This window comes from Arthrobacter sp. UYCu723, assembly GCF_054059215.1.
The window spans coordinates 495,760-514,342 of record NZ_JBSSBW010000001.1 but is presented as its reverse complement, the minus strand read 5'-3'; the positions used below and the strand labels follow the sequence as shown (position 1 = coordinate 514,342).

The 18,583-nt window shown below is 66.1% G+C and carries 20 protein-coding genes; 15 read left to right on the top strand and 5 right to left on the bottom strand.

The window, feature by feature from the left end:
* Positions 1-84 precede the first annotated feature (84 nt).
* From ACVWZ8_RS02305 to ACVWZ8_RS02265, 9 genes are all read left to right on the top strand, one after another.
* Positions 85-372 carry an SHOCT domain-containing protein gene (locus tag ACVWZ8_RS02305; protein ID WP_426976446.1) on the top strand — a complete coding sequence of 96 codons (288 nt, stop codon included), beginning with the start codon at positions 85-87 and terminating at the stop codon, positions 370-372.
* Between the two features lie 225 nt (positions 373-597).
* On the top strand, positions 598-1,548 hold the full coding sequence (locus ACVWZ8_RS02300) for an ABC transporter ATP-binding protein (protein WP_426976447.1): 951 nt from the start codon (positions 598-600) through the stop codon (positions 1,546-1,548).
* Positions 1,549-1,575: 27 nt separating this feature from the next.
* Positions 1,576-2,445 carry an ABC transporter permease gene (locus ACVWZ8_RS02295; RefSeq protein ID WP_456505896.1) on the top strand — a complete coding sequence of 290 codons (870 nt, stop codon included), beginning with the start codon at positions 1,576-1,578 and terminating at the stop codon, positions 2,443-2,445.
* Positions 2,442-3,290: an ABC transporter permease gene (locus tag ACVWZ8_RS02290; RefSeq protein WP_456503648.1), complete on the top strand. Its 849-nt coding sequence runs from the start codon at positions 2,442-2,444 to the stop codon at positions 3,288-3,290. The genes ACVWZ8_RS02295 and ACVWZ8_RS02290 overlap by 4 nt, the downstream gene beginning before the upstream one ends.
* An 82-nt stretch (positions 3,291-3,372) precedes the next feature.
* Positions 3,373-3,948 carry a hypothetical protein gene (locus ACVWZ8_RS02285; protein ID WP_426979825.1) on the top strand — a complete coding sequence of 192 codons (576 nt, stop codon included), beginning with the start codon at positions 3,373-3,375 and terminating at the stop codon, positions 3,946-3,948.
* Between the two features lie 10 nt (positions 3,949-3,958).
* Positions 3,959-4,792, top strand: coding sequence for an exodeoxyribonuclease III (locus ACVWZ8_RS02280; protein ID WP_426976485.1), 834 nt, complete (start codon positions 3,959-3,961; stop codon positions 4,790-4,792).
* Between the two features lie 17 nt (positions 4,793-4,809).
* Complete coding sequence (gene trpS / locus ACVWZ8_RS02275) at positions 4,810-5,949, top strand: tryptophan--tRNA ligase (RefSeq protein ID WP_426976486.1); 1,140 nt, start codon at positions 4,810-4,812, stop codon at positions 5,947-5,949.
* A gap of 4 nt (positions 5,950-5,953) precedes the next feature.
* Entirely contained in the window at positions 5,954-6,556 is a 603-nt protein-coding gene (locus ACVWZ8_RS02270; RefSeq protein ID WP_426976487.1) for a 2'-5' RNA ligase family protein, read from the top strand.
* Positions 6,534-7,712, top strand: coding sequence for a YihY/virulence factor BrkB family protein (locus ACVWZ8_RS02265; RefSeq protein WP_456503647.1), 1,179 nt, complete (start codon positions 6,534-6,536; stop codon positions 7,710-7,712). The genes ACVWZ8_RS02270 and ACVWZ8_RS02265 overlap by 23 nt, the downstream gene beginning before the upstream one ends.
* On the opposite strand, the gene ACVWZ8_RS02260 is transcribed toward ACVWZ8_RS02265, so the two are convergent.
* From ACVWZ8_RS02260 to sdhC, 5 genes are all read right to left on the bottom strand, one after another.
* Positions 7,669-8,439: an alpha/beta hydrolase family protein gene (locus ACVWZ8_RS02260; protein ID WP_426976488.1), complete on the bottom strand. Its 771-nt coding sequence runs from the start codon at positions 8,437-8,439 to the stop codon at positions 7,669-7,671. The genes ACVWZ8_RS02265 and ACVWZ8_RS02260 overlap by 44 nt on opposite strands.
* A 102-nt stretch (positions 8,440-8,541) precedes the next feature.
* Positions 8,542-9,324: a succinate dehydrogenase iron-sulfur subunit gene (locus ACVWZ8_RS02255; RefSeq protein ID WP_426976489.1), complete on the bottom strand. Its 783-nt coding sequence runs from the start codon at positions 9,322-9,324 to the stop codon at positions 8,542-8,544.
* Position 9,325: 1 nt separating this feature from the next.
* Positions 9,326-11,134 carry a succinate dehydrogenase flavoprotein subunit gene (gene sdhA, locus ACVWZ8_RS02250; RefSeq protein ID WP_426976490.1) on the bottom strand — a complete coding sequence of 603 codons (1,809 nt, stop codon included), beginning with the start codon at positions 11,132-11,134 and terminating at the stop codon, positions 9,326-9,328.
* Between the two features lie 126 nt (positions 11,135-11,260).
* Positions 11,261-11,773, bottom strand: a complete 513-nt coding sequence (locus ACVWZ8_RS02245) for a succinate dehydrogenase hydrophobic membrane anchor subunit (protein ID WP_426976491.1) — start codon at positions 11,771-11,773, stop codon at positions 11,261-11,263.
* A 3-nt stretch (positions 11,774-11,776) separates the two neighbouring features.
* A complete protein-coding gene (gene sdhC / locus ACVWZ8_RS02240) occupies positions 11,777-12,157 on the bottom strand; it encodes a succinate dehydrogenase, cytochrome b556 subunit (RefSeq protein ID WP_354242701.1) in 381 nt (126 codons plus the stop codon).
* A gap of 293 nt (positions 12,158-12,450) precedes the next feature.
* Here sdhC and ACVWZ8_RS02235 point away from each other — a divergent pair, with 293 nt between their 5' ends.
* The 6 genes from ACVWZ8_RS02235 to ACVWZ8_RS02210 all read left to right on the top strand — a co-directional run bounded on the left by ACVWZ8_RS02235 (position 12,451) and on the right by ACVWZ8_RS02210 (position 18,439).
* The gene (locus ACVWZ8_RS02235) at positions 12,451-13,596 is read left to right on the top strand and encodes a mannose-1-phosphate guanylyltransferase (protein ID WP_426976492.1); all 1,146 of its coding nucleotides are present in this window, start codon (positions 12,451-12,453) and stop codon (positions 13,594-13,596) included.
* A 99-nt stretch (positions 13,597-13,695) separates the two neighbouring features.
* Entirely contained in the window at positions 13,696-14,895 is a 1,200-nt protein-coding gene (locus ACVWZ8_RS02230) for an amidohydrolase (protein WP_426976493.1), read from the top strand.
* 171 nt (positions 14,896-15,066) lie between these two features.
* The gene (locus ACVWZ8_RS02225; protein WP_426976494.1) at positions 15,067-15,516 is read left to right on the top strand and encodes a MarR family winged helix-turn-helix transcriptional regulator; all 450 of its coding nucleotides are present in this window, start codon (positions 15,067-15,069) and stop codon (positions 15,514-15,516) included.
* Positions 15,517-15,544: 28 nt separating this feature from the next.
* Entirely contained in the window at positions 15,545-15,976 is a 432-nt protein-coding gene (locus ACVWZ8_RS02220; RefSeq protein WP_426976495.1) for an organic hydroperoxide resistance protein, read from the top strand.
* On the top strand, positions 15,973-17,022 hold the full coding sequence (locus tag ACVWZ8_RS02215; RefSeq protein WP_426976496.1) for an NADP-dependent oxidoreductase: 1,050 nt from the start codon (positions 15,973-15,975) through the stop codon (positions 17,020-17,022). Before ACVWZ8_RS02220 ends, ACVWZ8_RS02215 begins: the two co-directional genes overlap by 4 nt.
* A 307-nt stretch (positions 17,023-17,329) precedes the next feature.
* Positions 17,330-18,439 carry a BMP family lipoprotein gene (locus ACVWZ8_RS02210; RefSeq protein ID WP_426976497.1) on the top strand — a complete coding sequence of 370 codons (1,110 nt, stop codon included), beginning with the start codon at positions 17,330-17,332 and terminating at the stop codon, positions 18,437-18,439.
* Positions 18,440-18,583 lie beyond the last annotated feature (144 nt).

Below are 18,583 nucleotides of genomic sequence, written 5' to 3'. Positions count from 1 at the left end.
GAGGGCGCGGCTGCGGAGAAGACTCGATGCAGAGCCGGGAAACGGCTCGAACCGAGAGTTTGGACGACTGACATGCTTACCTCAATGACTGCCGCGATTGCCGCCCCTGCCGCCGCCATCGCAACCCACGGGCCCTGGTCCGACGGCGGGTTCTCACCATGGTTCCTGCTGTTCCCGCTGTTCTGGATCCTGGTCATCGGCCTGCTGATCTTCATCGGCAGGCGCACCTGGCGCGCCAACCGTCGCTGGGCCGCGGCGCAGGGCGGCGAAGGCGTGCTGCGGGAACGTTATGCCCGCGGGGAAATCGACGAAAACGAATACCGGAAGCGCCTGCAGGTACTGCGCGGCGGAGAGAAAAGCGCAGAGAAATAGGCGCAGAGAAATAGGCCGGCCTGGGGTTGGGCCAGCGGAGTTCCTTCGGGGATTTCGCTGGCCCCGCTCCGCCACCACGAGCCCCAACCTGACCATCGGAAAACGTCTGGATTTTTAGCGGTCGGGCTCTTTCCTTGTTCGAACGCACCTACTAACGTGGGGCGGGTGCGTGAACTTGTGTCGAAAGAATCCTCTCCCAAGGAATCATCTCCCAAGGATGCGCCGTTGAGCAGCCCCTCCGAAACCGGCCCGCCGCAGTATGTCATCACCGCCGAGAACCTGACCAAGCGCTACGGCGAGGTCACCGCCGTCGACGGTATCTCCTTCCGCGTGCCCGCCGGGGAAGCCTTCGGGCTGCTTGGACCCAATGGCGCCGGCAAGTCCACCACCATGAAGATGATCGGCGGGGTGTCCCAGCGGACCTCCGGAACCCTCAGCATCATGGGCCTGGACCCCGACCTGAACGGACCGGAAGTCCGCGCGCACCTGGGCGTGGTGCCGCAGCAGGACAACCTCGACGAGGAACTCAAGGTCCGGGACAACCTGCTGGTCTACGGCCGATACTTCGGCCTGCCGATGAGCTACCTCAGGCCCAAGGCGGATGAGCTGCTGGAGTTCGCCCAGCTCACGGACAAGGCCAAGTCCAGGGTGGACGCCCTCTCCGGCGGCATGAAGCGCCGGCTCACGATCGCCCGTTCCCTCATCAACGAGCCCCGGATCCTGCTGCTGGACGAACCGACCACGGGCCTTGACCCGCAGGCGCGCCACATCCTGTGGGACCGGCTGTTCCGGCTCAAGGAGCAGGGCGTCACCCTGATCCTGACCACCCACTACATGGACGAGGCCGAGCAGCTCTGCGACCGCCTGATCGTGGTGGACAAGGGCAAGATCATGGCCGAGGGCTCGCCCGCGAGCCTGATCCGCGAATACTCCACGCGTGAGGTCCTCGAACTGCGCTTCGGTTCGGAGCGCAACGCCACCGTTGGCGCCGAGCTCGAAGGCATCGGCGAGCGGGTCGAAACCCTCCCGGACCGCGTCCTGATTTATGCCCACGACGGCGAGGCCGCCCTCGAGCAGGTCTCCGCCCGGGGACTCCGGCCGGTCACCTCGCTGGTGCGCCGGTCCTCGCTGGAGGACGTCTTTCTGCGCCTGACCGGCAGGAGCCTGGTTGACTAAAAAGCAGAGTTGACTAAAAAAGCAGAGTTGACTGAGCGGGCCGTCACTGGAAAAGACGGAACCGCGCAGGCGGCAACGCTCCACGCCCACCCGCCGGCCGTTTCGGCGGCCCGCGCCAGGAAGTGGGGCGCGTTCTACTACGCCGAGCAGGTCCTCCGGGTGATGAAGGGCTACGGCTGGACCATCATCATGTACGGCGTCGGGCAGCCGGTGGCGTACCTGTTTGCGATGGGCGTGGGCCTCGCCACCCTCGTGGAAAGGAACAGCACCTCGGCGTTCGGCGGCGTCAGCTACCTCACCTTCATCGCCCCGGCCCTGCTGGTCTCGGCCACGGTCATGACGGCGGCCAGCGAGTTCACGTTCCCCGTGATGGACGGCTTCAAATGGCGCCGGGTCTACTACGGCCCGCACGCCTCGCCGCTGACGCCGGAGCAGATCGCTGGTGGGCAGGTCATTGCCGTCACCGTGCGTTTCCTTCTGCAGTCTGCCATTTACTTCGCCGTCGTCGCGCTGTTCGGGGCGTCCCCGAGCGGCTGGGGCTGGGTCTCGATCCTGGTCGCCACCCTCGCCGGGCTGTCCTTCGGGCTGCCGCTGATGGCCTACGCGGCAGCCATCAAGGACGACAAGGGCCAGTTCGCCATGGTCATGCGGTTCATCGTAATGCCGCTGTTCCTGTTCTCCGGTACCTTCTTCCCGCTGGACACCCTGCCGCTGGGCGTCCGCTGGATCGGCTGGATCTCACCGATCTGGCATGGCACTGAGCTCGGCCGGGTGGTCAGCTACGGCTACCTGGAGGCCCCGCTGCTGACCGTCGCGCACCTCGTGTTCCTGCTGGTCCTCGCCGTCGTCGGCTGGATCCTGACCAAGCGGCAGTTCGCCAAAAGGCTGGGCTCATGAGCGCCGTCGTCGAAAGCCCCAATTCCGGGAACTCCAGCGTCACGGAGGCCGCCCGCAACCGGCGCTTCGGGCCGCTCTACTCGCGCAACGTGCGCGCCGTCGTCGCCCGCGGGCTGATGGCCACCAAGAGCAGCAACTGGATGGTGATTGTCTCTGGCTTCTTCGAACCGGTGCTGTACCTGATCGCCATGGGCGTGGGCCTGGGCGCGATCGTCGGTGCCGTGAGGGGGCCCGGCGGCCAGGAAATCTCCTACGCCGCCTACATCGCTCCGGCGCTTTTGGCCGTGTCCGCCATGAACGGAGCCGTCTACGACTCCACCTGGAACGTCTTCTTCAAGATGAACTTCGCCAAGCTGTACCAGGGCATGCTCTACACCTCGCTGGGGCCGCTGGACGTCGCCATGGGGGAGATCTTCCTGGCGCTGCTGCGCGGGCTCATGTACGCCACCGGCTTCACCGCCGTGATGGGCGTGATGGGGCTCATCATCACGCCCTGGGCCATCCTGATGATCCCGGCCTCGGTGCTGATTGCCTTCGGCTTCGCGAGCTTCGGCATGGGCATCACCAGCTTCATGAAGACCTTCCAGCAGATGGACTGGATCAACTTCGTGATGCTGCCGATGTTCCTCTTCAGCGCCACCTTCTACCCGCTCAGCGTGTACCCGCAGTACATCCAGTGGTTCATCCAGGCCATGCCGCTGTGGCACGGCGTGGAGCTGCTCCGGCAGATCAGCGTCGGGGTGTTCACCCCGGCGACGGCCCTGCACATCGGCTACTACCTCGTGATGATCGCCCTCGGGCTGCTGCTCACCACCGGACGGCTGCGCAGGCTGTTCCTCAAGTAGGGCGGTCCCGGTCCCCCCGCGGAAACGTTCGCCCGGGGTGGAAGCGGGGCGGCGGGCGGCGCGGGTTTGCGATAATGGGGGAATGCGATCTCTGGGCAACTCCGCGTCTTCCAAGCCGTCCGCGTACAACGCCGCCACGGGCAAGTTCTCGATGTTCCGGATCGGCGGTCTTGGCATGACCGTCTTCATCATCGCGTTCCTGGTCGCGGTCATCTTCGCGGCCAACCAGAACGACGTCGTGGGATGGGTCGTGGCGATCATCGCCGCCTTCTGGCTGGCCCTGGCATCCTTCGTGGTCTTCAGCATCCAGAAGGCCGCCAGGAAGGCCGCCGCGAAGCTCAACGAAGCGCAGAACGCGTTCAACGCGGCGACCGGCCGGGCGCCGTCGTCGGGCAGCGTTGACCACGGCAACACCCGCCTCGTGGCCCAACGCCGCGAAGCCGACGAGGTCCGCGACCTCAAACTGGACCACTCCTTCAAGATCGTCCAGGTGCAGGTCCGCGTCGTGGAGCAGGAACAGGCCAAGGGCGCCGCCTCGGACCAGGACACCATCCGCCGGGCGCTCGACACCATCGAAATCACCGCCACCAACGCGCGGGACATGATCAAGTCCTCCGGCGGAAGCGACGAGCCCGTCTCCGGAACCATCATCGACTAGAGTGGATCGGGTGAGCTCGGCATTGGAGAAGGAAAACCTTCGCATCGCATCTGTCAACGTCAATGGCCTTCGCGCCGCCTACAAGAAGGGCATGGCGGAATGGCTGGAGCCCCGCGGAGTGGACATCCTGTGCCTGCAGGAAGTCCGTGCCCCTGACGCGATCGTCCACGAACTGCTCGGCGAGGGCTGGTACATCCTGCACGCCGAAGCCGAGGCCAAGGGCCGCGCCGGCGTCGCCATCGCCTCCCGCGCCGAACCCGTCGCCACCCGGGTGGGCATCGGCGAGGACTACTTCGCCACCGCCGGCCGCTGGGTCGAGGCCGACTACATCGTCCGGGACGCCCAAGGGCAGGCCTCCCGGCTGACGGCGGTCAGCGCCTACGTGCACTCCGGTGAGGCCGGCACTCCGAAGCAGGACGACAAGTTCCGCTTCCTGGACGTCATGATCAACCGGCTGCCCGAGCTGTCCAAGCACAGCGACCATGCCCTCGTGGTCGGCGACCTGAACGTGGGCCACACCGAGCTGGATATCAGGAACTGGAAGGGCAACGTCAAACGTGCCGGCTTCCTGCCGGAGGAGCGCGCGTACTTCGACCGCTTCTTCGGCGAGGAGATCGGCTGGAAGGATGTTCACAGGGGCCTGGCGGGTAACGTCGACGGCCCCTACACCTGGTGGTCGCAACGGGGACAGGCCTTCGACACCGACACCGGCTGGCGCATTGATTACCACATGGCCACGCCCGCTCTCGCTGCTGCTGCAGTGTCAGCCGTTGTTGACCGGGCACCGTCCTGGGATACCCGCTTCTCTGACCACGCCCCGCTGGTAGTGGACTACCGGCTCTAGTCTTAAGGCTTCAACGAATGACCTCTCCTTCAACTGCGACCACCGGCACCGAACCCGCGCCCGCCGCCACGGCGGCAGTGCCCGTCGCCACCTCACCCGGCACGTCCGCTCCTGCCCCGGCCGCCACCGCCACCGCCGCCAGGCACCGCATCCTGTCCGGAATGCAGCCCTCCGCCGACTCCCTGCACCTGGGCAACTACCTCGGCGCCCTAGTGAACTGGGTCCGGATGCAGGACGAGTACGACGCGATCTTCTTCATCCCGGACCTGCACGCGATCACGGTCCCGCAGGATCCGGCGGAGCTGGCCCACCGCACCCGGGTCACGGCCGCGCAGTACATCGCCGGCGGCGTGGACGTGGACAAGTGCACCCTCTTCGTCCAGTCCCAGGTGCCCGAGCACGCCCAGCTGGCCTGGGTCCTGAACTGCATCACGGGGTTCGGCGAGGCCTCCCGGATGATCCAGTTCAAGGACAAGGCCGGCAGGCAGGGCTCCGACCACGCCAGCGTCGGCCTGTTCACCTACCCGGTCCTGCAGGCCGCGGACATCCTCCTGTACCAGCCGCACGGCGTCCCGGTGGGTGAGGACCAGCGTCAGCATGTGGAACTCAGCCGCGACCTCGCCCAGCGCTTCAACACGCGCTTCGGAGAGACCTTTACAGTTCCCCAGCCCTTCATCCAGAAGGAATCGGCGAAGATCTATGACCTGCAGCACCCCACTGCCAAGATGTCGAAGTCGGCGGAGTCACCGGCCGGCCTGATCAACCTCCTGGACGATCCCAAGGTCACGGCCAAGCGGATCAAGTCAGCCGTGACGGATGCCGAGACCGAGATCCGCTTCGACCGCGAGGCCAAGCCCGGCGTCTCTAACCTCCTCGCCATCTATTCGGCCATCACGGGGCAGAGCGTCGAGGCACTCGTCGCCGCCTACCAGGGCAAAATGTACGGCCACCTCAAGGTCGACCTGGCCGAGGTCGTGGCCGATCGCCTGACACCCATCCGGAACCGGGCCAACGAGCTGCTGGACGACCCCGCAGAGCTGGACCGCCTGCTGGCCCTCGGCGCGGACAAGGCCCGCGAGATCGCCTCCGTCACCCTCCGTGACGTCTACGCCAAGGTGGGTTTCCTGCCCTACGCCGGAGCCCACGGAGTCCGCTAGGCCGATGTCCTCCGTCAGCAAAGTCACCGCGAAAGACACCCCGCGAGCCGGCACTGCCCCCTCCGGCAACGGGCAGTCCCGCAGCGAAGGCATCAGCATCGGTGTGATCCTGGGGTTTCCGCCGGAGATCGCCGAGGAGCTCCAGCGCTGGCGTGCCTCCTTCGGTGACCCCATGGCCGGCGTCATCCCTGCCCACATCACGCTGGTGACCACCACCATGACCCAGGACTGGGAAGCGACGCGCCACCATGTGCGTGAGATCGCGAGCAAGCAGGAGCCCTTCGACGTGACGATCGCCGGCACCGGAACCTTCCGGCCCGTGTCTCCCGTGGTCTTCCTCAACGTTGAAGACGGCTTCGGTCACTGCGTCAGCCTGCACCAGCAGCTCCAGACCGGCCCGCTGGAGCGGGAACTGCCGTTTGCGTACCACCCGCACGTCACCGTCGCCCACGACGTCGCGCCGGAAAGTCTCGATGAGGCCGAAACTGCGCTCAGGGATTACAGGGCCACATTCCCGGTGGCTAGCATGGGACTTTACGAGCACGACGACAACGGCATTTGGCAGCTACGGGAAGAGCTTGACTTTGGGACCGAACCTGACCACTGAGCCGCGCTCGACGCAGGCGCGGCCGGGGCGGCAGCCGCCCGCCGAGCCGCCCCCTCCCACCGAGCTGGCCCGGCTGAAACTGGAAGTCATCCGGAAAAAGGTTGACTGGGGCAAGGCCCGCCGCTCCGGCGGCGGGGGACTGGCGTCGCTGGTGCCGATGGTGCAGTGGCTGCTGGCCCGGCTCAACGTGTTCTTACCCGTGCGCGCCCTCCAGCATTACGGGCGCCAGCACGGCCCGCTGATGAGTGCCGGCATCGGCTTCAGGATGTTCTTCTCCATCACGGGTCTGCTGGCCACCGGATTCTCCCTGGCCGGACTCGTTCTCCGCCGACAGCCGGCCCTGCTGGAACGCGTGGTCAGCAGTGTTGCCACGGGCGCGCCCGGCCTCTTGAAGGTCGACGGCGGCGAGGGGCTGGTTGATCCCCAGGAGCTGCTGAACCCCAACGGCCTCGGCTGGACCGCCGTGATCGCCGCCGTGGTGACAGTGGTGACCTCGCTGGGCTGGATCGACGGCCTGCGCGACGGCGTGCGCGGCGTGATGCAGCTCGGCCCGCTGAAGATGAACCCGATCCTGCTGAGACTGCACGACGTCGGCACCCTGCTGTTGATGGGCGTCGCCCTCGTGATCAGCGCCGGAGCCTCACTGGTGTTCGGTACGGCCGCGGGCTGGGCGACCGAGCAGCTGAGCCTCGATCCGCTGCTTGCCGGGCCCCTGACTACCTCCGTCAAGATCGCCGTGCCGCTGCTGCTGGGCTGGGCCACCGCGCTGATCATGTTCCGGCTGGCCGCGGGGCTGAAGCTGGCCCGGCGTTCCCTGCTGGAAGGGACCATCCTCGCCGCGGTGGGCACCGGTGGGCTGCAGATCTTCAGCGCCGAGCTGCTCGCCAGCGCGGGACGGAACCCCATCCTGGCACCGTTCGCCATCATCATCGGCCTGCTGATCTGGTTCAACCTGGTCAGCCAGGTCTACCTGCTGTCCGCGGCCTGGGCGGCGATCCGGGATGAGGACCTTAAGGCCGAGCCCGCCAACAAGACGACCGGTTGGGGCGCCCGCCAGGTGCAGCCGGGCAAAACACCGGTGGAGTCCGGCCAGCGCCGCCGCCCCGCCGCGCCTACAAGCCCGCGTCGAGGTACTGATCGGCCCACGCCGAAATAATCTTCGCGGCACGCGCCGCCTGGCCCTTGCCGGTCAGCAGGTGATCGCTTCCCTCCAGCGAGACGAAGCTGCGTGGGTGGCGCGCCGTCTGGAAGATGGTGCTGGCGTTCTCAATGCCGACGGTGTTGTCCGTGGGGGAGTGCAGCACCATCAGCGGCTTGTGCAACTGCCGGATGCAGTCCGTCAGGTCCGCATTTTCCAGGTCCTCCACGAAATGCCGGCGGATCTCCACCCGTTTGCCGCCCAGGTCCACCTCGGCGCTGCCTTCGCTGAGGATCCGGTCCAGGGCCGCGTCAAAGACGTGCGCCACATGCTTGGGCGAGAACGGAGCGCCCACCGTTGCCACGGCGTCGAGCTCCGGAATCTCCCGGGCCGCTGCCAGGACGGCTGCGCCGCCGAAGGAATGGCCCACCAGCAGCGAGGCCGGCCTGCCTGACTCCCGCATGAACTCGGCGGCCCGGACAGTGTCGGCCACCTTGTGGCTGAAGGAGCCCTCCGACCACAGCCCGGCTGATCCGCCCAGCCCCAGGTTGTCGAAGCGGAGCATGCCCACTCCGTTGTCCGCCAGCGCCTTGCATATCCGCGAGGCCGAGGGGCTGTCCTTGCCCAGCGTGAAGCCGTGCGAGAACACGCCCCAGCCTTTCACCGGCCCCGCCGGGACGTCGATGATGCCGGAGAGCAGCTCGCCGGTGGAACCCTGGAAGGAGACTTTTTCAGATCGGGACATGGGGAGCCTTTTCGTTGAACGGGAAGACGACGACGGCGCCCCCACCCGTAAGGTGAGAGGCGCCGTCGTCGTGGTTCTTTTGGTTCTTGCGGAGACCGGTTGCTAGATCTTGCGGGACAGAATGGCCTGCTTGACCTCGGCGATCGCCTGCGTGACCTGGATGCCGCGCGGGCATGCCTCGGTGCAGTTGAAGGTGGTGCGGCAGCGCCACACGCCTTCCTTGTCGTTGAGGATCTCGAGGCGCATGTCGCCGGCATCATCACGGGAATCGAAGATGAAGCGGTGCGCGTTCACGATTGCCGCGGGGCCGAAGTACTGTCCGTCGGTCCAGAACACCGGGCAGGACGAGGTGCACGCGGCGCAGAGGATGCACTTGGTGGTGTCGTCGAACCGCTCGCGTTCCTCGGCGGACTGCAGGCGCTCCTTGGTGGGTTCGTGGCCCCGGTTGATCAGGAAGGGCATGACCTCGCGGAAGGACTGGAAGAACGGTTCCATGTCCACGATCAGGTCCTTCTCCACCGGCAGGCCCTTGATCGGCTCGACCGTGATGGGCTTGGACGTGTCCAGGTCCTTCAGCAGGGTCTTGCAGGCGAGGCGGTTGCGGCCGTTGATGCGCATGGCATCGGAACCGCAGACGCCGTGGGCACAGGAACGGCGGAAGGAGACGCTGCCGTCGATTTCCCACTTGATCTTGTGCAGGGCGTCGAGGACACGGTCGGTGCCGTACATGGTGACCTTGAAGTCATCCCAGGTGGATTCGTCGGAGACCTCGGGGTTGTAGCGGCGCACGCGCAGCGTCACGTCGAAGGAAGGGATCTCCCCGCCGCCTCCGATATGGGCGGGCAGTTCGATCTTGGAGGCCGGCTCAGCAAGTTCAGCGGTCATCTTAGTACTTCCTCACCATCGGCTCGTAACGCGTAAAGACCACCGGTTTGGTGGCGAGCCGGATCCCAGCTGTTGTTTCTGCGGTTCCCGCAGCCCCATCCGCCGGAGCATGCTCATCCTTGTACGCCATCGAGTGCTTCATGAATTTTTCGTCGTCGCGCTCGGGGAAGTCCTCGCGGAAGTGTCCGCCGCGGGATTCCTCGCGGTGCAGGGCCGCCACGGTCATGACCTTGGCGAGCTCCAGCAGGAAGCCCAGCTCCACGGCCTCGAGGAGGTCCAGGTTGAAGCGCTTGCCCTTGTCCTGGACGCTGATGCGCTGGTACCGCTCCTCGAAGGAGGCGATGTCCCTCAGGACCTGGTTCAGCGTGTCGGCGGTGCGGAACACCTGCATGTTGGCATCCATCGTGTCCTGCAGTTCCTTGCGGATTGCAGCGACCTTCTCGGTGCCGTCCGAGGTGCGGACGTGGTCCAGCAGGTTCAGCGTGTAGGCCTCCGGGTCAGCGGGGAGCTCCACGAAGTCAGCGGTCTTGGCGTACTCCGCGGCGGCGATGCCGGCGCGCTTGCCGAAGACGTTGATGTCCAGCAGCGAGTTCGTGCCCAGTCGGTTGGAACCGTGCACGGAGACACAGGCGACCTCGCCGGCGGCGTAGAGGCCCGGGACGATCGTGTCGTTGTCCTGGAGCACTTCGGCGGTGATGTTGGTGGGGATGCCGCCCATGGCGTAGTGCGCCGTCGGGAAGACCGGAACCGGCTCCGTGTACGGCTCGACGCCCAGGTAGGTGCGGGCGAACTCGGTGATGTCCGGCAGTTTGGCGTCGATGTGCGCCGGCTCAAGGTGGGTCAGGTCCAGGAGGACGTAGTCCTTGTTCGGGCCGCAGCCGCGTCCCTCACGGACTTCGTTGGCCATGGAGCGGGCCACGATGTCGCGGGGGGCGAGGTCCTTGATGGTGGGGGCGTAGCGCTCCATGAAGCGCTCACCCTCGGAGTTGCGCAGGATCGCTCCTTCGCCGCGGGCGGCCTCGGAGAGGAGGATGCCCAGGCCCGCGAGGCCTGTCGGGTGGAACTGGAAGAACTCCATGTCCTCCAGGGGGATGCCGCGGCGGAACGCGATGCCCATGCCGTCACCGGTGAGAGTGTGGGCGTTGGAGGTGGTCTTGAAGACCTTGCCGGCGCCGCCGGAGGCGAACACCACGGACTTGGCCTGGAAGACGTGCAGCTCACCGGAGGCGAGGTCGTAGGAGACGACGCCGGCGACGCGCTTCTGCTTGTACGGCGTGCCGTCCTCGCGGACAGCGTCTTCCTCGACGGTCAGCAGGTCAAGGACGTAGTACTCGTTGTAGAACTCGACGTTGTGCTTGACGCAGTTCTGGTACAGGGTCTGCAGGATCATGTGGCCGGTGCGGTCGGCGGCGTAGCAGGCACGGCGGACCGGAGCCTTGCCGTGGTCGCGGGTGTGGCCGCCGAAACGGCGCTGGTCAATCCGGCCCTCGGGCGTGCGGTTGAACGGCAGGCCCATCTTTTCCAGGTCCAGGACGGCGTCGATCGCTTCCTTCGCCATGACCTCGGCGGCGTCCTGGTCAACCAGGTAGTCGCCGCCCTTGATGGTGTCGAAGGTGTGCCACTCCCAGTTGTCTTCCTCGACGTTGGCCAGGGCCGCACACATGCCGCCCTGGGCCGCGCCGGTGTGGGAACGGGTGGGGTACAGCTTGGTCAGTACTGCTGTTTTCGCGCGCTGACCTGATTCGATCGCCGCGCGCATCCCGGCGCCACCGGCACCGACGATGACGACGTCGTACTTATGGACCTGCATACCAGACGCTCTTTCTCTCAAAATTCGCTATCAAACACCGGCCGGCGGAGCCTGCCCGGTGAAGTCTCGTGGAAATCCTTGCCGGCACCGGGCAGGCAAGGATCGGTTGCCGCTTGGGCTGCGCCGTTACGGCGCGGGGCAGAAGCCGCCGGGCAGCTGGGCACCGTTGACCACGGGGCACGGGTCGAAGGTGAAGATGACCATGGTGCCCAGGACGATGATGACGGTGGTGGCCGCGTAGAGAACGATCTTCAGCCAGAGACGCGTGGCGTCCTTCTCCGCGTAGTCGTTGATGATGGTGCGGACGCCGTTGGTGCCGTGCAGCATGGCCAGCCACAGCATGGCCAGGTCCCAGACCTGCCAGAACGGGTCGGCCCACTTGCCGGCCACGAAGCCGAAGTCGATGGCGTGGATGCCCTCGCCCACCAGCAGGTTGACGGTCAGGTGGCCGAAGATCAGGACCACCAGGACCACGCCGGAAAGCCGCATGAAGAGCCAGGCGAGCATTTCGAAATTGCCCCTGGAAGAGCCGCTGCGGCGGTACTGCGGGGCAATGCGGCCGCTGCCGACCTTTGCACTCCTGTTTTGTCCACTGCTGTTTTGTCCACTTCGTGGGGTCTGAATCTCAGTTGCACTCATGGCTTAGTGACCTCCAAAGGCAAGGGAAAGGTGGCGGATGGAGAAGCCCACCATGACGACGACCCAGAGGGCCAGTACCGTCCACAGCATCTGGCGCTGGTACTTTGCGCCCTTCTTCCAGAAGTCGACGGCGATGATCCGCAGGCCGTTGAAGGCGTGGAACACAATCGCAGCGACAAGGCCCGTTTCACCCAGGGCCATCAGGGGGTTCTTGTAGGTTCCGATCACGGCGGTGTAGGCCTCCGGGGACACACGCACCAGTGAGGTGTCCAGCACATGGACCAACAAGAAGAAAAAGATCACTACACCGGTAATGCGGTGTCCAACCCAGGACCACATGCCTTCACGGCCGCGGTACAAGGTGCCAGCTGGTTTTGTCGGCACTGAATAAACCTCCCTGCAACACAGCGGCGCTGGCATGGGATCCACGCGGGGGGAACGCCTGCTGCGAGAGCACTCATAAACTCAAGCCTAAATCTAGGCTTCGCCCACAGCTTATTCAATTCAGCCACCCGTTGGTGACGGGCCCCGGCGCGGTTTTCGAACCGTTTTGAGACTAACGCCACATTGCCCGCGCTGGGCGGAGCGGTCGCGGGAGTGCCCCGCAGGAGCGGCAGGTGCCGTGTCCTGGCCCCTGATCAGGGGCGGCCGGGCCGGATTCGGCTAAAGTAGCCGTGATGACTACAGACAAAGTGACAAGCCAGGACTCACCACAGGGTTCGGCCCTGAGCCGATTTATTGCGGTGATTCCGGCAGGCGGTGTGGGGACCCGCCTCTGGCCTCTGTCGCGGGCAGCAGCCCCCAAATTCCTTCACGACCTCACGGGCTCGGGCAGCACACTGCTGAGATCCACCTACGACCGGCTGGAGCCGCTCGCCGGCAAGCACATGCTCGTGGTGACCGGGATGGCCCATCGTGACGCTGTCTGTCGCCAGCTCCCCGAGATTGACGACGCGGACCTCGTGCTGGAGAGCGAACCCAAAGACTCCGGCGCCGCCATCGGTTTGGCCGCGGCGATCCTGCACGAGCGTGATCCGGACACCATCATGGGGTCTTTTGCGGCGGACCAGGTGATCAGCCCCGACGAGCTGTTTCATGAGGCCGTCAGGGAGGCCATCCACGCAGCCGCGGCCGGCAAGATCGTCACGATCGGCATCAAGCCCACGCACCCCTCCACCGGCTTCGGCTACATCCGGGCCGGGAAGAACCTCGGCGTGGACGGCGCCCCCAGTGCCCAGGCCGTCGTCGAGTTCGTGGAGAAGCCCAGCGAAGAGGTCGCCCAGGAGTATCTCGACAGTGGCGAGTATGTCTGGAACGCCGGTATGTTCGTGGCTCCCGTCTCGCTGATGCTCAAGCACCTCGAGGCCAACCAGCCCGAGCTTTTCGCCGGGGTTCAGGAAATCGCCAAGGCCTGGGACACCCCGCAGCGCGAGGAGGTCAAGGCCCGCGTCTGGCCCACCCTGCCCAAGATCGCCATTGACTACGCCGTGGCCGAACCGGCCGCTGCCGCCGGCGACGTCGCCGTCGTGCCCGGAACCTTCCGCTGGGACGACGTCGGGGACTTTGCCTCGGTGGGCCGGCTCAACAGCGCAAAGGAAGTCAAGGACGTCACCGTGATCGGTGAGGGTGCCCGCGTCTTCACGGAGGACGCGAGCGGCGTGGTGGTCTCTGATACCAAGCGCGTGATCGCGCTGATCGGGATCAAGGACGTCGTCGTGGTGGATACCCCTGACGCCTTGCTCGTGATGCACAAGGAACACTCCCAGCGCGTGAAGCAGGCCGTCGACGCCCTCAAGGCCAGCGGCGACACGGACGTCCTGTAGCCGCCAGCCGGGCCTTGCCTGCCGGCGGCGAACGTTCATTCATCTGTAACGCGCCGTACCCGATGCCGCTATTCTTTGTGCGCTCGCTAGAGTTATTCCGTGCGCAATTACACTACTGAAGCTGAGCCCACCACACTGGTGGGGCCGTGGCTGGAGCCCCTCCTGCCGGAGCTGATCGCTTTCCGCCGTGACCTGCATGCGCACCCGGAGCTGTCCTTCAAGGAGTTCCGCACCACAGACAAACTCGTCAAGCGACTCCAGGACGCAGGCCTCACGCCCCGCCGCCTCGAGGGCACCGGCCTGACGGTGGACATCGGTGAGGGCCCCATCGCCACCGCCCTCCGCGGCGACATCGACGCCCTGCCGATCATCGAGGAAACCGGGCTCGAGTTCGCCTCGAAGAACCACGGCGTCACCCACGCGTGCGGACATGACGTCCACACCACCACCATGCTCGGCGCGGCCCTGGTCCTGCAGCGGATGCACGAGGAGTCGCCGCTGCGCGGTTCCGTGCGGATCATCTTCCAGCCGGCCGAGGAAACGATGCCCGGCGGCGCCCAGAGCTGCATCGAACAGGGCGTCCTGGCGGGTGTTCCCCGGATCCTGGCCCTGCACTGTGACCCCCGGATCGAAGTGGGCAAGATCGGCACCCGGATCGGCGCCATCACCTCCGCCTCGGACACCATCAAGATCGAACTGACCGGCCGCGGGGGACACACCTCACGCCCGCACCTGACCGAAGAGCTCATCTTCGCCCTGGCTCAGATCGCGGTCAACGTTCCGGCCGTGCTCTCCCGCCGCGTTGACGTCCGCAGCGGCGTCTCCGTGGTCTGGGGCCACATCTCCGCCGGCTCCGCCCCCAACGCAATCCCGGCGAGCGGCTACATGGCGGGCACCATGCGCTGCCTGGACCGCGACGCCTGGCACAGCGCCGGTGTAATCCTCGACGAGGTCGTGCAGCAGATTGCGGCACCGTACGGCGTCGACGTGCACCTGGAACACACCCGCGGTGTGCCTCCCGTGGTGAACTCCGAACACGAGACAGCCCTGATCGAGGCCGCAGCCCGCGCCGAAATCGGCGAGGGTGCCGTGGTCCTGACGCCGCAGTCGATGGGTGGCGAGGACTTCGCCTGGTTCCTCGCGGAAACCCCCGGCGCCATGATGCGCCTGGGCACCAAGACCCCCGGCGGCGAAGAATACGACCTCCACCGCGGCGACTACATCCTGGACGAACGCGCGCTCGGCCTCGGCATCCAGGTCCTCACGGCCGCGGCGCTGCGCACCATCCGCGACCTCTAGCCCTCCGCGACCTCCAAGGCCCGGCCACACCCAAACCCAGGCGCGAACGTACACTTCAGGCCCCGATTTCTGCGATTTCGGGGCCTGAAGTGTACGTTCGCGCATGGGGTGGGCGTCCGGCGATGCGCTGATTAGGTTGTGCACAATGCAATTGTGGACTACGGTGGTGGCATGACCAACGAGCCGAGCGTCAACGCCCCCCGCCTCAACAGGCAGGTTTGCTTCGCGATGTACTCGGCGTCGCGTGCCGCCACCGCGGTCTACCGGCCGATGCTCGAGGGGCTGGGCCTGACCTACCCCCAGTACCTCGTGATGCTGGTGCTCTGGGAGGAGCAGCCCCGCAGCGTCCGGGAGCTGGGGGAGGAGCTCGGGCTCGACTCGGGCACGCTCTCACCGCTGCTCAAGCGGCTCGAAGCCCTGGGCCTCGTGGAACGGCGCCGATCCGCGGAAGATGAGCGCCGGGTGGAAGTATTCCTGACCGACGCCGGTGCCGCCCTGAGTGCTGAAGCCACCGGCATTCCGCAACGGCTCGCGGTCGCCGCCGGGCTGTCGCCCGCAGAACTTGACCAGCTTCGGGACACCCTCGGCCGGCTGACCGCCGCGCTGCATTCCTCCCGCTGAGCACATACCCCCAACAGAACGGAACCACTTGAAGACTCTCTACACGGCAGAAGCACTCGCCACAGGTGTTGGCCGGGACGGCAACGCCCGGAGCCAGGACGGCAGACTCGATGTGACCCTGGCCAGCCCGGTGGAACTCGGCGGCACCGGCGAAGGTACCAACCCCGAGCAGCTGTTCGCCGCCGGCTACGCGGCGTGCTTCCACTCGGCACTGCGGCTCGTGGGGCGCAAGGAACGGGCGGACCTAACGGACTCCGCCGTCGCCGCCAAGATCCACTTCGGTGCCCTCGCCGACGGCGCCGGCTACGGGCTCGCCGCAGAACTGGAGATCGCTTTGCCCGCAGTGGACTGGCGGACCGCCGAGGCCCTCGTGGCAAAGGCGCACAAGATCTGCCCGTACTCCAACGCCACCCGCGGCAATATCAACGTCGACATCAAGATTCTGGAGGTCGCCGCATGAGCGCCAACACGGCAGAAACCACCGCCGTCCCCACCGGCCCGCTCCCCACCACCACTCGGGAAGTCCAGCTGGCGTCCCGGCCGCACGGCCGCCCGGTGCCGGAAAACTTCCGCCTCGCGGAAGCGCCGCTGCCGGAACTGCAGGACGGCCAGGTGCTGGTCCGCAATCTCTACATCTCGGTGGACCCGTACATGCGCGGCCGGATGAACGACGTCAAGTCCTATTCCGCTCCGTTCGCCCTGGACGCGGCGCTCGACGGCGGTGCCGTCGGTGAGGTGATCGCGTCCCGGGCCGAGGGGCGAACGGTGGGGGACGCCGTCGTGCACCAGCTCGGCTGGCGCGAGTACGCCGTCGTGGACGCCAAGGCCACCACCCTGGCGCGCACGGACCTTGCCCCGGCCTCCGCCTTCCTCGGAGCCCTCGGCATGACGGGACTCACCGCCTATGCAGGCCTGCTGAAGGTAGCCGACTTCAAGCCCGGCGACGCGGTGTTCGTCTCCGGTGCCGCCGGCGCCGTGGGCTCGCTGGTGGGCCAGATCGCCAAAGCCAAGGGCGCCTCCCGCGTGATCGGCAGTGCCGGCAGCCCCGAGAAGGTGGCACGGCTGCTGGAGCTCGGCTTCGACGCCGCCTTCAACTACCACGACGGCCCGGTCCGGGACCTGCTGCAGGAAGCCGCCGGAGAAAAAGGAATCGACGTCTACTTCGACAACGTCGGCGGAGACCACCTCGAGGCGGCGCTCTCGGTCCTCAACGTGGGCGGACGGGTGGCCCTGTGCGGCGCCATCTCGCAGTACAACGCAACCGAGGCCCCGGCCGCCCCGCGCAACCTGGCCGTCGCCATCGGCAAGCAGCTGACCCTGCGCGGCTTCCTCGTCGGCGGGCAGCGGCAGCACTCGGCGGAATTCGCCCAGCAGATGGCGGACTGGCTCGCGGACGGCACGGTCCGCTACGACGAGACAGTCGTGGACGGGCTGGAGAACGCGCCGCAGGCCTTCATGGACCTGCTCGACGGCGCCAACACCGGCAAGATGCTCGTCCGGATCTAACACGAAAGTAAAGTTAGTCAGCCTTCGCGAGCGGACACTTGAGGCCCCGGAATCCACGATTTCGGGGCCTCAAGTGTCCGCTCGCGCATCCTCGACTACCGCTTGGTAACAAGTTCTCAACAATCTAGGGAAATGCCGTGAACTGTGTTATCCGGACGTGTTGCAGGACACTAAAGTAGCTTGCATCAGTGCGCCTCGGCGCAGTGCTGCGAACTTCTCATTGAAAACAGCGTTGCAGCGGCAATACCGCCAACAGACACTCATTGAACTCCTGTCGTAGCGCCTACTCTTTCTTCCTGGAGGAAAATTGAAGAACTCACTACGTGCAACCTTCAAGCGCGGTTCAATGGCCGGAGTCGCCACCGCGGGTGCGGCTGCTCTCCTGCTCACGGGTTGCGGGGCTGCCCCGGAGGCAGGCAGCAGCGCCACCAACACCGCCGGCAACTACACGGGTTGCATCGTGTCCGACTCGGGTGGATTCGACGACCAGTCGTTCAACCAGTCCTCCTGGGAAGGCCTGAAGAAGACCGAGAAGGACCTCGGCATCAAGGTCAACCAGGTCGAGTCCAAGACCAACAACGACTTCGAGCCGAACCTGCGCGCCATGGTCACGGCCGGCTGCAACCTGACCATCACTGTCGGCTTCCTTCTGGGCGACGCCACGAAGGCCCAGGCCACGGCGAACCCGGACAAGCACTTCGCGATCATCGACTTCGGCTACGACACCCCGATCTCCAACGTCAAGCCGATCATCTACGACACGGCCCAGGCCGCCTTCCTGGCCGGCTACCTCGCGGCAGGCACCACCAAGACGGGAACGGTCGCCACCTTCGGCGGCATCAAGATCCCCACCGTCACCATCTTCATGGACGGCTACGCCGACGGCGTGAAGTACTACAACGAGCAGAAGGGCAAGGACGTCAAGGTTCTTGGCTGGGACAAGGCGAAGCAGGACGGCTCCTTCACCGGCGACTTCGAAAAGCAGGACAAGGGCAAGCAGTTCACCCAGAACTTCCTGGACCAGGGCGCGGACATCGTCATGCCCGTCGCCGGACCGGTCGGCAAGGGTGCGGGCGCGGCCCTGAAGGAAGCCAAGGCGGCAGGCAAGGACGTCAAGCTCATCTGGGTTGACTCCGACGGCTTCCTCACGGCACCGGATTACAAGGACATCATGCTCTCCTCCGTCATGAAGCAGATGGGCGAAGCCGTCGAGACCGTTGTGAAGGAAGACAAGGACGGCAAGTTCACCGGCACGCCGTACATTGGCACCCTCGCAAACGACGGCGTGCGGCTGGCTCCGTTCCACGACCTGGATTCCGCGGTTCCGGCCGAGCTGAAGACCGAGCTGGACCAAATCAAGAAGGACATCGCCGACGGCAAGCTGAAGGTTGAATCCGCAGCAAGCCCGAAGGCCTAGCCTCCTCCTCCGAGCGCCACGGCCCGTCCGGTCATTCACCGCACGGGCCGTGGCGCTTTTCGTTGAGCGGACCCCGCTCCGCCTCCGGCCGCAAGCACTAGGCTGGTGCTGCAGCCCCATTACGCGTCCGGGCCACGTCTTCCG

Coding starts and splice junctions, on each gene's coding strand:
- ACVWZ8_RS02235 (WP_426976492.1), top strand. CDS start 12,451: ATGACTACAGACAAAGTGACAAGCCAGGACTCACCACAGGGTTCGGCC.
- ACVWZ8_RS02260 (WP_426976488.1), bottom strand. CDS start 8,439: ATGTCCCGATCTGAAAAAGTCTCCTTCCAGGGTTCCACCGGCGAGCTG.
- trpS (WP_426976486.1), top strand. CDS start 4,810: ATGACCTCTCCTTCAACTGCGACCACCGGCACCGAACCCGCGCCCGCC.
- ACVWZ8_RS02215 (WP_426976496.1), top strand. CDS start 15,973: ATGAGCGCCAACACGGCAGAAACCACCGCCGTCCCCACCGGCCCGCTC.
- ACVWZ8_RS02285 (WP_426979825.1), top strand. CDS start 3,373: ATGCGATCTCTGGGCAACTCCGCGTCTTCCAAGCCGTCCGCGTACAAC.
- ACVWZ8_RS02305 (WP_426976446.1), top strand. CDS start 85: ATGACTGCCGCGATTGCCGCCCCTGCCGCCGCCATCGCAACCCACGGG.
- ACVWZ8_RS02270 (WP_426976487.1), top strand. CDS start 5,954: ATGTCCTCCGTCAGCAAAGTCACCGCGAAAGACACCCCGCGAGCCGGC.
- ACVWZ8_RS02245 (WP_426976491.1), bottom strand. CDS start 11,773: ATGAGTGCAACTGAGATTCAGACCCCACGAAGTGGACAAAACAGCAGT.
- ACVWZ8_RS02255 (WP_426976489.1), bottom strand. CDS start 9,324: ATGACCGCTGAACTTGCTGAGCCGGCCTCCAAGATCGAACTGCCCGCC.
- sdhA (WP_426976490.1), bottom strand. CDS start 11,134: ATGCAGGTCCATAAGTACGACGTCGTCATCGTCGGTGCCGGTGGCGCC.
- ACVWZ8_RS02225 (WP_426976494.1), top strand. CDS start 15,067: ATGACCAACGAGCCGAGCGTCAACGCCCCCCGCCTCAACAGGCAGGTT.
- ACVWZ8_RS02290 (WP_456503648.1), top strand. CDS start 2,442: ATGAGCGCCGTCGTCGAAAGCCCCAATTCCGGGAACTCCAGCGTCACG.